Below are 14,110 nucleotides of genomic sequence, written 5' to 3'. Positions count from 1 at the left end.
GGTGGCGCCGGGGGTCCGGGTCAGCCTCCTGTGGCGGGAACCACCCCGATCCGGTCACCGCCGCCCCCGCGGCGTCGGTCGTTCAGGCGGAGCTGCGGCCGCGCCTCGGCCGCGAGGGCGGCGCCGACTCGACCGGCGCGTCGGGACCCTCGACACCGAGCCGCCGCTCGAAGCCGGGCGGGACGACGACGTCGTCGCGGGACAGCTCGGCGGTGGACTCCCGGCCGAGGCCGGTGAGGCAGGAGCCGAGGCCGTCGCGCAGCAGGTCGAGCACGTTCTCCACGCCGGCCTGCCCGTTGGCGGCCAGCCCCCAGAGGTAGGCCCGGCCGATCAGGACGGCCCTCGCGCCGAGCGCCAGGGCCTTGGCGACGTCGCTGCCGCGGCGGATGCCGCCGTCGAGCAGGACCTCCACCTGGTCGCCGACCGCCTCGGCGACGGCCGGCAGCGCGCGGATGGAGGCGGGGGTGCCGTCGAGGTTGTTGCCGCCGTGGTTGGACACCGAGATCGCGGTGACGCCGGCGTCGACGGCGCGCCGGGCGTCGTCGACCCGCATGACGCCCTTGAGCATGAACGGGCCGTCCCACTGCGCGCGCAGCCAGGCGACGTCCTCCCAGCTCGGCATGGGCGACTGCATCCACATGCCGTACGCCCCGAAGAACGTCGGCGCGGCCTCGCCCGGGGTGGGGACCATGTTCGGGACGGTGAGGTCGGGGATCTGCCCGGTCCTCGCGAAGTCCCACAGCCAGCGCGGGCGCAGCAGCACCTGCGGCGCGTAGCGGCGGGCGGCCTCGAAGTCGATCTTCGACGGGATGAACGGGCTGCCCCAGTCGCGGCCGTAGGCGAAGGACCAGTCGAGGGTGGCGATCATCCCGACGGCGCCGGCCCGCTTCGCGCGGTCCATGCGGGCGAGCATCTCCTCGCGGGTGCCCACCCAGTACATCTGGAAGAACGTCTGCGGGTTGGCCGCCACGACCTCCTCGACCGGCTTGCTGGCGAACGAGGACAGCCCCATCGCCACCCCGCGGGCGGCCGCGGCGCGGGCGACGGCGACCTCGCCGTCGGGGTGCACCGCCTGCACGCCGGTGGGGCTGATCAGGACCGGCATGGACACGTCCTGGCCCATGACGCGGGTGGCCATCTCGCGCTTGTTGGACAGGCCCGCCGTGTGCGGGGCGAAGCCCAGCTCGTCGAAGGCGCGCAGGTTGTCGTCGACGGTCAGGCCCTTCTCCGACCCGGCCACCAGCGCGCCGTAGACGCCCTTGGGCAGCCGCCGCCTCGCCCGCCGCTGGGCCTCGGCCACCGTCTCGAACCACGCGTTCGCCATGTCGTCTCCTGCTCCGTCGGACCCGTCGGGCCGGGCTGCGCCGGGGATGGCACTGAGTGCCACCCTAGCGCCGGAGGTGTTGCGCAGACCACACCTGGCCGAGACGGCTCGGCCCCGCGACCGGGGGTCGCGGGGCCGGAGGGAGGTGCCGGCGCGTCAGCGGCGGGCGGCCAGCGCGGCGATCTCGTGCGCCGACTCCTGGGTGGGAGCGGCGGCGAGGGCGCGCTGCAGGGCGCGCTCGTCGCGGCGGGTCCGGGCGCTGGCGCGAGCGGCGGTGAGGGCGGAGCGGAGGCGGGTCATGACGGTTCCTTCCGGGCGACGGTCCACGGCGACGGTCGCTCCCGGCCGTCCCCGGCGGGCCCGCCAGGTGCGGTGCCGGTCACAGGAAACCGGCTTCCACCTGCTGGGTCTGCAAATCCAACTGTCCTCCCGCCGCGGCGTCCGCGCCAGCCCCCGGACCGTGATCCGCGCGGCACCCGGCCCGGTGAGACGCCGGCCACACCGGCGGGCTAGCGTCGGGCCCGCCGACCCGCCGCCCGAGACCCCGGAGGCCGTCCTGCCCAGCACCGTCGTCCCCGGTGGCGTCAGCACCCCGCAGCTGTCCGCGCACCTCGCCGTCCCGCCGGTGGGGGAGGGACCCTGGCCCGGCGTGGTCGTCGTCCACGAGGTGTTCGGGCTGACCGACGACGTCCGCGACCACGCCGACCGGCTCGCGGCCGCGGGCTATCTGGCGGTCGCACCCGACCTGTTCAGCGCCGGCGGGGCCCGGCGCTGCCTGCGCGCCACGTTCCGGGCGCTCAGCCGCGGCGAGGGCCCGGCGTTCGGCGACCTCGAGGCCGCCCGCCGCTTCCTCGCCGACCGCGACGACTGCACCGGCCGGGTCGGCGTCCTCGGGTTCTGCCTGGGCGGCGGGTTCGCGCTGGTGGCCGCCACCCGGGGCTTCGACGTCTCCGCGCCCAACTACGGGTTCCTGCCGGAGGACGCCGAGCGGGTGCTGGCCGGCGCCTGCCCGGTCGTGGCCAGCTACGGCCGCCGCGACCCCGCGCTGCGCGGCGCCGCCGGCCGGCTGGACCGGGTGCTCACCGACCTCGGCGTCGAGCACGACGTGCACGAGTACCCCGACGCCGGGCACTCCTTCCTCAACCGGCACCCCGGGGCGATCACCGCGCTGGAGAAGGTGCTCGGCGGCGGCCACCACCGGCCCTCGGCCGAGGACGCGTGGGGGCGGATCCTGCGCTTCCTCGACCGGCACCTGCGGACGGCGGCGTGAGCGGGCCGCTGGCGGGGCTGCGCGTCGTCGAGCTCGGCGGCATCGGGCCCGGCCCGCACGCGGCGATGGTGCTCGCCGACCTCGGCGCCGACGTCGTCCGGGTGGAGCGGCCCTCCGGCGGGCTGCGGGTCGGCGGAGCGGGACGCGACGTCGTGCTGCGCGGGCGCCGCCCGGTCGTCGCCGACGTCAAGACGCCCGAGGGCCGCGAGCTCGTGCTCTCGCTGGTGGCACGCGCCGACGTGCTGCTCGACGTCTTCCGGCCCGGCGTCGCCGAGCGCCTCGGCCTGGGCCCGGAGGAGTGCCGGTCCCGCAACCCCGGGCTGGTGTACGCGCGGATGACCGGCTGGGGCCAGGACGGGCCGTGGGCCGACCGCGCCGGGCACGACGTCAACTACCTCGGCCTCACCGGCACCCTGGCCGCGCTGGGCCGCGACGGGCGGACGCCGCAGGCCCCGCTCAACCTGGTCGCCGACTACGCCGGCGGGTCGATGCTGCTGCTCGTCGGCGTCCTCGCCGCGCTGCACGAGCGGTCGCGGTCGGGCCGCGGCCAGGTGGTCGACGCCGCGATGGTCGACGGCGTCGCGCTGGTGTCGCAGCTGATGTGGTCGATGCGGGGGATGGGCGCGTGGTCCGACCGCCCCGGCACCAACCTGCTCGACGGCGGCGCGCCCTTCTACGACGTCTACCCCTGCGCCGACGGGCGGTTCGTCGCCGTCGGGGCGCTGGAGCCGCAGTTCTACGCCGAGCTGCTCGCCGGCCTCGGGCTCGCCGACGCCGGCCTGCCGCCGCAGTCGGACCGCCAGGGCTGGCCCCGGCTGCGCGAGGCGTTCACCGCGGCCTTCGCCGCGCACCCGCGCGCGCACTGGGAGCGGGTGTTCGAGGGCACCGACGCCTGCGTCACCCCCGTGCTGGACCCCGCCGAGGCGCCCGGGCACCCACACCTGGCCGCGCGCGGCACGTTCACCGAGGTCGAGGGCGTGGTGCAGGCGGCGCCCGCGCCGCGGTTCTCCCGGACCCCGGCCGGTCCGGCCGCACCGGTGTCGCCGGGACCGGCCGACGCCGCCGCCGTCCTGGAGGAGTGGTCGCGTCCCCGCTGAGCGGGGCGCCGAGACGAGGAGGTCCGCCCGTGACCGACAGCGTGCCCGATCCCGTGCTGGTGGAGCGCCGCGGCGCCGTGCAGGTCATCACGATCAACCGGCCGGAGGCCAAGAACGCCCTCGACGCCGCCGTCGCGCAGCGCGTGGCCGCCGCCGTCGACGAGCTCGACGCCGACGGCGAGCTGCGCGCGGGCGTGCTCACCGGCGCCGGCGGCACCTTCTCGGCCGGCATGGACCTCAAGGCCTTCCTGCGCGGGGAGCGGCCGGCGATCGAGGGCCGCGGGCTGTGCGGCATCACCCAGACCCCGCCGCGCAAGCCGCTGGTCGCCGCCGTCGAGGGCTGGGCGCTGGCCGGCGGGTTCGAGCTGGTGCTCGCCTGCGACCTCGTCGTCGCCGGGCGGACGGCGCGCTTCGGCGTGCCCGAGGTCAGCCGCTCGCTGGTGGCCGCGGCCGGCGCCGCGCTGTTCCTGCCGCGGCGGATCCCGCGGGCGGTCGCCATGGAGATGCTGCTGACCGGTCAGCCGGTCGACGCCGAGCGGGCCGCCGCGGTCGGGCTGGTCAACCGGGTCGTCGACGAGGGTGGCGCCCTGGAGGCCGCCGTCGAGCTCGCCGGCGTGATCGCCGCCAACGGCCCGCTCGCCGTCGCCGCGACGAAGGAGATCGCCCGCGGCACCGCCGACTGGACCGCCGAGGAGGGCTGGGCGCGCCAGCAGGAGCTCATCGAGCCGGTGTTCACCTCCGAGGACGCCCGCGAGGGCGCGACCGCGTTCGCCGAGCGCCGCCCGCCGGTCTGGCGGGGTCGCTAGCTCTCCGGCGCCGGGCCGGTCGAGGTCCGCACCACCAGCTCGGTGGGCAGCAGCACCGGCCCCGGCGCCGGCCGGCCGGCGATCCGGTCGAGCAGGGCCCGCGCCGCCGCGCCGCCCTTCTCCCGGGTCGGCTGCCGCACGGTGGTCAGCCCGAGGCCGGCCGCGGGGGCGGCGTCGTCGAACCCGGCGACCGACAGGTCCCGCGGCACCCGCAGGCCCAGGCGGGCGGCGACCGCGAGCACCCCCTCGGCGATCCGGTCGCTCAGGCACAGCAGCGCCGTCGGCCGGGGGTCGGCGGCGAGGACGGCGGCCGCGCCGGCCTCGCCCACCGCCGGCGTGCTGTCCTCGCCGTGGAACACCGGCACCGCCGACCACGCCAGGCCGGCGCCCTCGACGGCCTCGCGGTAGCCGGCGAGCCGGTCGCGCGTGACGGCGTAGGTGGCCGCCGCCTGCACCGCCTCGTCGGCCGGCCCGCGGCGGATGGGCTCCCGGTGCATCCCGAAGGAGACGACGGCCAGCCTGCGGTGCCCGAGGTCGAGCAGGTGCCGGGCCAGCGCGGCCGCGGCGGCCCGGTCGTCGACGCCCACCCACGGCGTCCCCGGCGCGCCGAGCGCGGCCAGCCGCGCCGGCCGGGGCTGGTCGACGACGGCCAGCGGCAGCCCGCGGGCGACGGCCGCGGCCAGCAGCGGGTCGTCGTCGCCGAGGGAGCAGACCACCAGCCCGTCGACGACAGCGGAGTGCACCGCGGCCAGGCGCCGGCGCGCGTCGGTCGACCCGGGGACCAGCAGCAGCCCGGCGCCCTCGGGCTCGGCCACCGTGGAGGCCCCCGCCAGCAGCGCGACGGCGACCGGGTCGTCGAAGGCGTAGGACAGCCCGTTGTCGTAGGCGACGCCGATCGCGCCGACCCGGCCCCGGCGCAGCCCCGCGGCCAGCGGGTTGGGACCCGGGTAGCCCAGCCGCGCGGCGGTGGCCAGCACCTGCTCGCGCAGCGCGGGGGAGAGCTGGTCGGGGCGGGAGAACGCGTTGGACACCGTCTTGGCCGAGACGCCCAGCTGCGCCGCGACGTCGCGCAGCGTCCGGGGGCGGTCGGCGGGCACGGGCCCATGATCCGTGCTTCATCGATGAAGAAGCCGGGTACCCGCCCCGGACGTGACCCCCGAGGTCGACGCCCCCCGGACCGCCCGCGGCGTGGTGCCGGTGCTGTGCGCGGTCCAGTTCGTCGACGTCCTCGGCACGACGCTGGTGATCGCGGCGCTGCCCACGGTGCTGGCCGACCTCGGCGCACCGGCGTCCGCGGCGACCCCGGTGGTCACCGTCTACGCCGTCCTCTTCGGTGCCCTGCTGGTGCTCGGCGCCCGGCTCGGCGACCGGTACGGGCACGTCCGGGTCCTGCAGGCCGGGCTCGCGGTCTTCGGGATCGCGTCCCTGGGCGCGGCGACCGCGCCGTCGGTGGGCGTGCTGGTGGCCGCCCGCGGCGCGCTGGGGGTGGCCGCCGCGCTGTCGGTGCCGCCCGCGCTGCGGCTGCTCACCGCCGCGACCGCGGACGGGGCGACGCGCCGCCGGGCGCTGGCCGCCTGGAGCGCGACCGGCGCGGCGGCGGGGGCGTCGGGCCTGGTCCTCGGCGGCGTGCTCACCGAGCTGGCCGGCTGGCGGGTGCTGTTCTGGCTGACCGTGCCGCTGTCGGTCCTGCTGCTCGCCGCGGTGCGCCGGACCGCGCCGCCCGTCCCGCGCCGCGCCGCGGGCGCCCTGGACCTGGCCGGCGCCGGCGTGCTCACCGTCGCGGTGGCCGCCGTCGTCACCGGGGCCTCGCTGGTCGAGGACCCCGGGCGCCGCCTCCCCGGGGCGCTGCTGGTCACCGGCGGGCTGGCGGCCGCCGCGGTGCTCCCGGCGGTGGAGCGCCGCGCCGCCGACCCGCTGCTGCCCCGGGCCGCCGTGCGCCACCCCGGGCTGCGCGCCGGCGTGCTCGCCTCGGCCGCCAACACCGCCGGGACGAGCTCGGCGGTCACCCTCGCCACGCTGCACCTGCAGGAGGCCGAGGGGTTCGGGGCGGCGGCCGCGGGCCTGGCGCTGGTGCCCTTCAGCCTGTGCGTGGTGGCCGGCGCCGCCGGAGCCGCCCGGGTGCTCGGCCGGGTCCCGGCGCGCACGGCCGCCGCGGCGGGCCTGGCGGTCGTCGCCGCCGGTGACCTCGTCCTGCTCGCCGCGGCCGCGGGCCCGCAGGCCGTCCCGGCCGGGGTCGCCGTCTCCGGGCTCGGCATCGGGCTGTCGTCGGTGGCGGCCACCGCGCTCGGCACCGACGTCGTCCCCGAGCTGCAGGGGACGGCCGCCGGCGTGCTCAACACCGCCGCCCAGCTGGGCACGGCGCTGGGCGTGGCGGTCGTGCTGCTCGTCGCCGGGGCGAGCGCGGGGACGTCCCTGCCGCTGGCCGGGACGCCTCTGGGCTGGGTCACCGCCGCGGCGCTCGCGGCCGTGCCGGCGGGACTCCTGCTGCGGTCCCGCGGCACCCCCGCGAGCGGGGGTTAGTGTGCCGGTGACCACACCTGTCGAGGGGAGCAACGATGCGTGACGCGGTGATCGTGGAGGCGGTGCGCACGCCGGTGGGCAAGCGCAACGGCGGGCTGTCGGGGGTGCACCCGGTCGACCTGTCGGCGCACGTGCTGACCTCGCTGGCCGAGCGGGCCGGCGTCGACCCGGCGCAGATCGAGGACGTCATCTGGGGCTGCGTGTCCCAGGTCGGGGAGCAGACCTTCGACATCGCCCGCACGGCGGCGCTGGCGGCCGGGTGGCCGGAGACGGTCACCGGCGTGACCGTCGACCGGCAGTGCGGGTCCTCGCAGCAGTCGGTGCACTTCGCCGCCGCCGGGCTGGTGGCCGGGCACTACGACGTCGTCGTCGCCGGGGGCGTGGAGTCGATGTCGCGGGTGCCCATGGGCAGCGCGCGGCAGGACGCCAACCCCTTCGGCACCCGGTTCCTCGAGCGCTACGCCGGCGCGAAGATCAACCAGGGGCTGGGCGCGGAGACGATCGCGCAGCGCTGGGGCCTCTCCCGGCAGCAGTGCGACGAGTTCTCCGTCGCCAGCCACGAGAAGGCCGCGGCCGCCCGCGCCGAGGGCCGCTTCGACGCCCAGATCGCGCCGGTGACCACCCCCGACGGCACGGTGGTGAGCCAGGACGAGGGCATCCGCGAGTCCACGGTGGAGAAGCTCGGCACGCTCAAGACCGCTTTCCGCGAGGACGGCGTCATCACCGCCGGCAACTCCTCGCAGATCTCCGACGGCGCCGCCGCGCTGCTGATGACCACCAGCGAGAAGGCCGCCGAACTGGGGCTGCGCCCGGTCGCCCGGGTGCACACCGCGGTGCTGGCCGGCGCCGACCCGGTGGTCATGCTCACCGCGCCGATCCCGGCCACGCAGAAGGCGCTGGCGAGGTCGGGGCTGTCGGTCGACGAGATCGGCGCCTTCGAGGTCAACGAGGCCTTCGCGCCGGTGCCGCTCGCGTGGCTGGCCGACATCGGCGCCGACGCCAAGGCGCTCAACCCCAACGGCGGCGCCATCGCCCTGGGCCACCCCCTCGGCGGCTCGGGCGCGCGGATCATGACCACGCTCGTGCACCACATGCGCGACAACGGCATCCGCTACGGCCTGCAGACGATGTGCGAGGGCGGCGGCCAGGCCAACGCCACCATCCTCGAGCTCCTCTAGTCGCGTCCTGAGCTCGCCTCCTCGCCGCGCTCGGGGCGGCCCCGTGCGGGGGCCCGCCCCGAGCGTGCGAGGGGTGGGGGGCACGGGGGTCCTCCGACCGGGGCCGCCCTGCGGGGCGGTCCCGGCGCCCGGTTACGGTCGGCGGTCGTGACGGCGACCGCCGACGGGCCCACGCTGCTCGACGTCCTGACGCTCGAGGAGATCGACCGGGACCTCTACCGCAGCACGCTGGTGTTCACCGACCCGCTGCCGCTCTACGGCGGCCAGGTCGCCGCCCAGGCGCTGCTCGCCGCCGGTCGCACGGTGGCGCCCGAGCGGCTGCCGCACTCGCTGCACGGCTACTTCCTGCGCAGCGGCGACGCCGCCCGCCCGACGGTGTTCCGCGTCGACCGCGACCGCGACGGCGGCTCGTTCTCCGCGCGCCGCGTCGTCGCGGTGCAGGGCGGCGAGGTCGTGCTGTCGATGTCGGCGTCCTTCCAGGCGCCCACCGCCGGCCCCGACCTGCAGGTGGCGGCGGCGCCGGCCGCCGAGCCGCCGCAGGACAGCGTGCCGTTCACCCTGCCGCGGCTGTTCACCATGGAGAGCCGCCGCCCGGCCCAGCCCCACCCCGGTGCCTCCTCGCCCACCCGGTTCTGGGCGCGGGCCACGGTGCCGCTGCCCGGCGACCCGCTGCTGCAGGCGTGCGCGCTGACCTACCTCTCCGACATCGGCACCGGGCTGGCCGCGCTGCCCGAGGACGAGGCGGCGCCGGGGCCCACGCTCGACCACGCCGTGTGGTTCCACCGCGCGGCCCGGCTCGACGAGTGGGTGCTGGTCGACCTCGTCCCGCACACCGTCTCCGGCGGGCGCGGCTGGTACACCGGCTCGGTGACCACCGGCGACGGCGTCCTGGCCGCCAGCCTCGCCCAGGAGACGCTGTTCCGGCCCGGGCGCAACCCCTTCCGCCCCGGCCGCTGACCGCCCCCGGGGAGCCCGGCGGTGGCAGCGCCGGGCTGATCGGAGAGGATGGGGAGGCTGACTGGGGGAAGGACGACCACGTGGCCAAGCACCGGGCACCCGACGGCGGTCCCACCGACTTCGACGCGGCGACGGCCGCGCTGTCCGACGTCTCGGGTGACTACACGATCGACGTCGCGCACACCCGCATCGGCATCCGGGCGCGGCACGCCATGGTGACGACGGTCCGCGGCGCGTTCACCGACTTCGAGGGCGAGGCGCACCTCGACGTCGCCAAGCCCGGCGCGAGCACGGTCGGCATCCGCATCCGGACGGCCAGCATCGACACCGGCCAGGCCGACCGCGACGCCCACCTGCGCTCGCCGGACTTCCTCGACGTGGAGCGGTGGCCGGAGCTCGTCTTCGCCTCCACCGACGTCGAGCAGGTCGACGACGGCGTCTACGAGGTCACCGGCGACCTCACCATCCGCGACGTCACCCGGCCGGTGACCGTGGAGTTCACGCTCACCGGCTCGGCGCGCGACCCGTTCGGCAACACCCGCGTGGGCTTCGAGGGCGCGCTGGCGATCAAGCGCAGCGACTGGGGCCTGACCTGGAACACCCCGCTGGACACCGGCGGCGTGCTGGTCAGCGACCGCATCCAGGTCGAGTTCGACGTCTCGGTGATCCGCGCCGACCAGTAGCTAGCGGACGACGTCGTAGCGGACGCAGGTGAACTCGCCGTTCTGCGCCACCTCGCGGGTCACCAGCTCCACCCGCGCCGGCAGCAGCGGCGCACCCCCGCCCAGCGTCACCGGCGCGATGGCGACGACCACCTCGTCGAGCAGCCCGACGCCCGCCAGCTGTGCGGCCACCGGCCCGCCGCCGACCACCCACAGGTCGAGGTCCCCGGCCGCCGCGGCCATGTCCGCGTGCAGCGCGCGCAGCTCCTCCGGCGTGCCCGGCGCGGCGAACCGGATGTCGGCGCCCGGGAACGGCTCGAGCCGGCGGTGGGTGAGCACCCAGGCCGGCTGGGCGTAGGACCAGGGGTCGGGCCCGCCGTTCTCGCGGATCCACTCGTAGCTGGTGGCGCCCATGACCATCGCGCCGAGTGACTTCTCGAACGTCGAGAAGCCCATCGGCCCCTCCTGGTCGACCTGGCGCGACAGCAGCCAGGACAGCGAGTTCTCGGCGTCGGCGATGAAGCCGTCCAGCGAGGTGGCGGTGTAGTAGACGGTGCGGGTCATCGGTCCCTCCGGGAGAGCCACTCGATGGGGTCGCCGGCGTCGACCTCGACGCCGGCCGCGCGCAGCCAGTGCCGCGCCAGGAGGCGGCGGTGCGCGGAGAAGGTGAGGACGTGCGCGACGACGCTGCCGAGGACGAAGCTCTCCGGCGGCTCGCACAGCGCGTCGACCAGCCGGTCGTTCCACGCGCCGCGCCGGGACACCTCCCGCACGGCCGCCAGCCACCGCGGTGCGACGGCGTCGTGCCGGTCCAGCAGCGCGGCCGGGTCGTCGGCGCCGCGCGCGGGGGTGTCGCCGCCCTCGATGGAGGCCACCCAGACCTCGAGGGTCCACACCAGCTCGTCGAGGACGGCGGCCAGCGTCTCCTCCGTGCCGCTCCACGCGAGCACCGACAGGCCGGGGGCGCGCACCCGCCGGTACTCCTCGTCGGGCAGGCCCTTGGCGAGCTCGAGCAGCGCCCGGGTGTCCTCGACGCCGTGGTGCACCAGCAGCGCGGTGACCGCGTCGCCGCCGCGGCGCACCGGCTCGTCGGACACCCACAGCGACGACGGCGGGTGGAAGTGCAGGCCGTTGGGCGCGGGCAGCCAGTGCTCGTCGCGCGCCCGCACGCCGCCGTCGCCGGTGGTCAGGCTGCCCGGCGTGCGGCCGTAGGCCCGCGCGAAGGCCCGGCTGAACCCCTCGACCGACTCGTAGCCGGCCGCGAGGGCCACCTCGGTGACGCTGGCGCCCTGCCGCAGCTGCCAGGCCGCGCGCTCCAGCACCACCCGGCGGCGCAGCGCCACCGGTGACTCGCCGGCGCCGACCGACACCTGCCGGCTGAAGTGGAACGGGGAGGCGTAGGCGTCGCCGGCCATGTCGGTGAGCGTGCGGTTGTCCTCGTCGAGGACGGCGTCGAGGAGCTCGCGCAGCCGGTCGCGTCCGGGTGGGGTCACGGGGACCAGTCTGGCGAGCGCCGCGCCCGCGGCGCCCGACCGTTCTTGCGCTGTCCCGGCCGGTGCGACGCGCGGGCGGCGGGTGTCGGTCGCGCACGACCGGGTAGGGCCCCCCGTCGTGCCACCCCGCTCCCCGGCCGAGACCGCGCCCCGCTCCGCCGCCGGCCCGGACGAGGGGTACCGGCCCGACCCCCGGCGCTGGCAGGCGCTGTCGGTCACCCTCGTCGTCGGGTTCATGTCGCTGCTCGACGTCAGCATCGTGTCGGTGGCGCTGCCCTCGCTGCAGGACGACCTCGGCGCCACGCCGGCCACGGTGCAGTGGGTGGTGTCGGGCTACGCGCTGACCTTCGGGCTGGCGCTGGTCCCCGCCGGGCGGCTGGGCGACGCCCTCGGCCGGCGGCGGCTGTTCCTCGCCGGCCTCGCCGGGTTCGTGCTGGCCAGCGCGGCCGCCGGCGCGGCGCCGTCGATCGGCTGGCTCGTCGCCGCGCGGCTGGTGCAGGGGCTGGCCGCCGGGTGCCTCGCGCCGCAGAACTCCGCGTTCATCCAGCAGCTGTTCCGCGGGGCCGAGCGCGGCCGGGCCTTCGGCCTGTTCGGTGCCACGGTCGGCATCTCCACCGCCGTCGGGCCGGTCGCCGGCGGGGCGATCCTCGGCCTGGCGTCGGGCCCCGACGGCTGGCGCTGGCTGTTCTACGTCAACGTGCCGATCGGCGTCGTCGCCTTCCTGCTGGCCCTGCGGCTGCTGCCGCGCGGCGGGTCGGGCGGGCGCGGGCGGATCGACGTCCTCGGGGTGCTGCTGCTCGGCGCCGGGGCGCTGGCCGTCCTCTTCCCGCTGGTGCAGGCCGAGGCCGGCGGGCTGTCACGGCTGTGGTGGCTGTTCGTCGTCGGCGCGGCGCTGCTGGCCGGCTTCGTGGCCTGGGAGCGGCGGGTGGTGGCCCGCGACGGCCAGCCGGTGTTCGACCCCCGCCTGGTCACGCAGACCCGCGGGTACGGCATCGGCGCGGCGCTGGGCACCGTCTACTTCGTCGGCTTCAGCGGCATCTGGCTGGTGCTCGCGCTGTTCTTCCAGACCGGCCTGGGCTACACGCCGCTGCAGTCGGGACTGGCGGTGACGCCCTTCGCGCTGGGGTCGGCGTCCTCGGCGGTGGTGGCCGGGCGGCTGGTCGAGCGGTACGGGCGGAAGCTGACCGTGCTCGGGCTCGGAACGGTGATCGCCGGCCTGGCGGCGGCCGCGTGCGTGCTGCTGCTCGTCCCGCCGTCGGCGGCGGGGTGGGCCATCGCGCCGGCGCTGCTGCTGGGCGGCATCGGCGGCGGCCTGGTGATCTCGCCCAACATCACGATGACCCTGCGCGACGTGCCGGTGGCCATGGCCGGCTCGGCCGGCGGCGGCCTGCAGACCGCCCAGCGCTTCGGCGCGGCGGTCGGCACCGCGGCGCTGCCCGGCCTGTTCTACCTCGTGCTCGGCGCCACCGGCGACGACTACCCCCTCGCCGCGGCGGCGGGGCTGGGGGTGTCGGTGCTGGGCGCCGCGGCCGCGCTGGTGCTCGGCGTGGTCGACCTGCGGCGCAACCGGGCCGCCGACCGCGACGGCGTCGACCGCGCGGCCGACGACGGCGGTCCGGTGCCCGACGAGCGGCACGGGCCCGACGGCGTGCACAGCCACGGGCACGCCGCGCACGGCTGAGCGCCGGCCGGGCGACGCGGCAGGGGGACGCGAGCGCCGGCCGGCGGTCGCGGCCGGGCGGACCGGCCCCGACACTGGTCGCAGCCGGCGCCGCCACCCGGGGGGCCGGGGCCGGTCAGGTCCTGCCGCTCGAGATCCCGGGCGGCAGGACCGCCCGCCCGGCGGGTCAGGCCGGCGGGAACTCGCCGGTGTCGACCAGGTGTGCCGCGAGGTCGCGGACCTTGGTGTTCGTCTCGTTGGAGACGCGGACCAGCGCCTCGAACGCCTGGGTCACGGTGAGCCGGTAGCGCTCCACCAGGACGCCCTTCGCCTGGTCGATGACCGCGCGGGACTCCAGCGCTGCGTGCAGGTTCTGCGCCTGCTGCACGCTGCGGCCGTAGAGGTGGCTGTTGGCCACGGCGACGGTGGCGTGGCGCGCGAACCGCTCGGCGCGGTCGCGGGGCACGCCGCCGGCGGTCAGTGGCGGCTGCAGGTAGAGGTTGAGCCCCCCGGCCACGGACCGGGAGGGGAAGGGCGTCGACACCAGGCTCCGGACGCCGCCCGCGGCGGCGGCCGCGGTCAGCGCGGGCCAGCGCTGCTCGCGCTCGGTGTCGGCGACCACCGCCACCTCGCCGGTCGTGGCGGCCGTCAGGCAGGGCCCCTCCCCGGCGGTGTACTGGACCTCGTCGAGCGAGGCCGCGACCTGGGCGCTGGCCCCGACCGTGCTGCCGCGGTCGGGACCCACGACGGTCACCGACAGCGCCGGCCGGGCGCCCAGCACGTCGGCGGCCAGGGCGGCGACCTGTTCGAGCAGCAGCGGCAGGGGCCGGTCGGCGGGGACCAGGCCGAGGTCGAGGAGGGCAGCGCAGAAGAGGTCGTCGTCGGGGCGGGTCACGTGTCGTACTCCGGGGGCCGGGGTGGCCGGCGGTGGGTGCCGGCTGCAGGTCGGGGGACCCGGTGGTTCCAGGACCCCGTACGGGTGGGGCGAGGCCCCCTCCTGCACGCCGGCTGTGTGACGCGCGCCGAGGAGACTACCCGGGGCGTGGGGGGGGGGGGGGGGGGGGGGGGGGGGGGGGGGCGGGGGGCGGGGGGCGCGGGGGGGGGGGGGGTGCGGGGCCGGCGCGGGCCGGCGCGGCCGCGCGG

Annotated in this window: 14 protein-coding genes; 8 read left to right on the top strand and 6 right to left on the bottom strand. The window is 77.6% G+C overall.

All coding sequences use genetic code 11. The features are described from left to right. Positions 1 to 82: 82 nt before the first annotated feature. Complete coding sequence (mftD, locus tag ACI780_RS18935) at positions 83 to 1,324, bottom strand: pre-mycofactocin synthase MftD (protein ID WP_457004915.1); 1,242 nt, start codon at positions 1,322 to 1,324, stop codon at positions 83 to 85. A gap of 156 nt (positions 1,325 to 1,480) precedes the next feature. After that, positions 1,481 to 1,624, bottom strand: a complete 144-nt coding sequence (locus tag ACI780_RS18930) for a hypothetical protein (protein ID WP_456868819.1) — start codon at positions 1,622 to 1,624, stop codon at positions 1,481 to 1,483. A gap of 184 nt (positions 1,625 to 1,808) precedes the next feature. On the opposite strand from ACI780_RS18930, the gene ACI780_RS18925 reads away from it, so the two are divergent. Genes ACI780_RS18925 through ACI780_RS18915 form a run of 3 tightly spaced genes read left to right on the top strand, consistent with a single transcriptional unit; the run spans position 1,809 to position 4,497 of the window. After that, positions 1,809 to 2,594, top strand: coding sequence for a dienelactone hydrolase family protein (locus tag ACI780_RS18925; protein ID WP_456868818.1), 786 nt, complete (start codon positions 1,809 to 1,811; stop codon positions 2,592 to 2,594). After that, the gene (locus ACI780_RS18920; RefSeq protein ID WP_456868817.1) at positions 2,591 to 3,691 is read left to right on the top strand and encodes a CaiB/BaiF CoA transferase family protein; all 1,101 of its coding nucleotides are present in this window, start codon (positions 2,591 to 2,593) and stop codon (positions 3,689 to 3,691) included. Before ACI780_RS18925 ends, ACI780_RS18920 begins: the two co-directional genes overlap by 4 nt. 29 nt (positions 3,692 to 3,720) lie before the next feature. Continuing rightward, positions 3,721 to 4,497, top strand: a complete 777-nt coding sequence (locus tag ACI780_RS18915) for a crotonase/enoyl-CoA hydratase family protein (RefSeq protein ID WP_457004913.1) — start codon at positions 3,721 to 3,723, stop codon at positions 4,495 to 4,497. On the opposite strand, the gene ACI780_RS18910 is transcribed toward ACI780_RS18915, so the two are convergent. Next, positions 4,494 to 5,594 (bottom strand): LacI family DNA-binding transcriptional regulator, encoded by a 1,101-nt coding sequence (locus ACI780_RS18910; RefSeq protein ID WP_457004911.1) that lies wholly within the window; start codon positions 5,592 to 5,594, stop codon positions 4,494 to 4,496. The two genes, ACI780_RS18915 and ACI780_RS18910, sit on opposite strands and share 4 nt — an antisense overlap. A 52-nt stretch (positions 5,595 to 5,646) precedes the next feature. Here ACI780_RS18910 and ACI780_RS18905 point away from each other — a divergent pair, with 52 nt between their 5' ends. From ACI780_RS18905 to ACI780_RS18890, 4 genes are all read left to right on the top strand, one after another. Next, on the top strand, positions 5,647 to 7,017 hold the full coding sequence (locus ACI780_RS18905; RefSeq protein WP_457004909.1) for an MFS transporter: 1,371 nt from the start codon (positions 5,647 to 5,649) through the stop codon (positions 7,015 to 7,017). Positions 7,018 to 7,052: 35 nt separating this feature from the next. Next, positions 7,053 to 8,195 (top strand): thiolase family protein, encoded by a 1,143-nt coding sequence (locus ACI780_RS18900; protein ID WP_457004907.1) that lies wholly within the window; start codon positions 7,053 to 7,055, stop codon positions 8,193 to 8,195. A gap of 147 nt (positions 8,196 to 8,342) precedes the next feature. Beyond that, entirely contained in the window at positions 8,343 to 9,152 is an 810-nt protein-coding gene (locus ACI780_RS18895) for an acyl-CoA thioesterase (RefSeq protein ID WP_456868812.1), read from the top strand. Positions 9,153 to 9,232: 80 nt separating this feature from the next. Further along, positions 9,233 to 9,835, top strand: coding sequence for a YceI family protein (locus ACI780_RS18890; protein ID WP_456868811.1), 603 nt, complete (start codon positions 9,233 to 9,235; stop codon positions 9,833 to 9,835). Here the strand turns inward: ACI780_RS18890 and ACI780_RS18885 are convergent, their stop codons facing one another. Both ACI780_RS18885 and ACI780_RS18880 read right to left on the bottom strand, forming a co-directional pair. Further along, positions 9,836 to 10,378 carry a dihydrofolate reductase family protein gene (locus ACI780_RS18885; RefSeq protein ID WP_456868810.1) on the bottom strand — a complete coding sequence of 181 codons (543 nt, stop codon included), beginning with the start codon at positions 10,376 to 10,378 and terminating at the stop codon, positions 9,836 to 9,838. Continuing rightward, complete coding sequence (locus ACI780_RS18880) at positions 10,375 to 11,307, bottom strand: helix-turn-helix domain-containing protein (protein ID WP_456868809.1); 933 nt, start codon at positions 11,305 to 11,307, stop codon at positions 10,375 to 10,377. The genes ACI780_RS18885 and ACI780_RS18880 overlap by 4 nt, the downstream gene beginning before the upstream one ends. Positions 11,308 to 11,425: 118 nt before the next feature. Between ACI780_RS18880 and ACI780_RS18875 the strand changes: the two genes are divergently transcribed. After that, complete coding sequence (locus tag ACI780_RS18875; protein WP_456868808.1) at positions 11,426 to 12,988, top strand: MFS transporter; 1,563 nt, start codon at positions 11,426 to 11,428, stop codon at positions 12,986 to 12,988. Between the two features lie 166 nt (positions 12,989 to 13,154). On the opposite strand, the gene ACI780_RS18870 is transcribed toward ACI780_RS18875, so the two are convergent. Continuing rightward, the gene (locus tag ACI780_RS18870; RefSeq protein WP_457004903.1) at positions 13,155 to 13,862 is read right to left on the bottom strand and encodes an ANTAR domain-containing protein; all 708 of its coding nucleotides are present in this window, start codon (positions 13,860 to 13,862) and stop codon (positions 13,155 to 13,157) included. Positions 13,863 to 14,110: the final 248 nt, after the last annotated feature.

The organism is Geodermatophilus sp. SYSU D00814, assembly GCF_054050055.1.
The sequence above is the reverse complement of the archived record's forward strand: the minus strand, read 5'-3'. Positions and strand labels throughout refer to the sequence as shown.

Bases quoted from the DNA above. Each gene is read 5' to 3' on its own strand.
- mftD (WP_457004915.1), bottom strand. From the start codon at position 1,324: ATGGCGAACGCGTGGTTCGAGACGGTGGCCGAGGCCCAGCGGCGGGCG.
- ACI780_RS18930 (WP_456868819.1), bottom strand. From the start codon at position 1,624: ATGACCCGCCTCCGCTCCGCCCTCACCGCCGCTCGCGCCAGCGCCCGG.
- ACI780_RS18900 (WP_457004907.1), top strand. From the start codon at position 7,053: ATGCGTGACGCGGTGATCGTGGAGGCGGTGCGCACGCCGGTGGGCAAG.
- ACI780_RS18885 (WP_456868810.1), bottom strand. From the start codon at position 10,378: ATGACCCGCACCGTCTACTACACCGCCACCTCGCTGGACGGCTTCATC.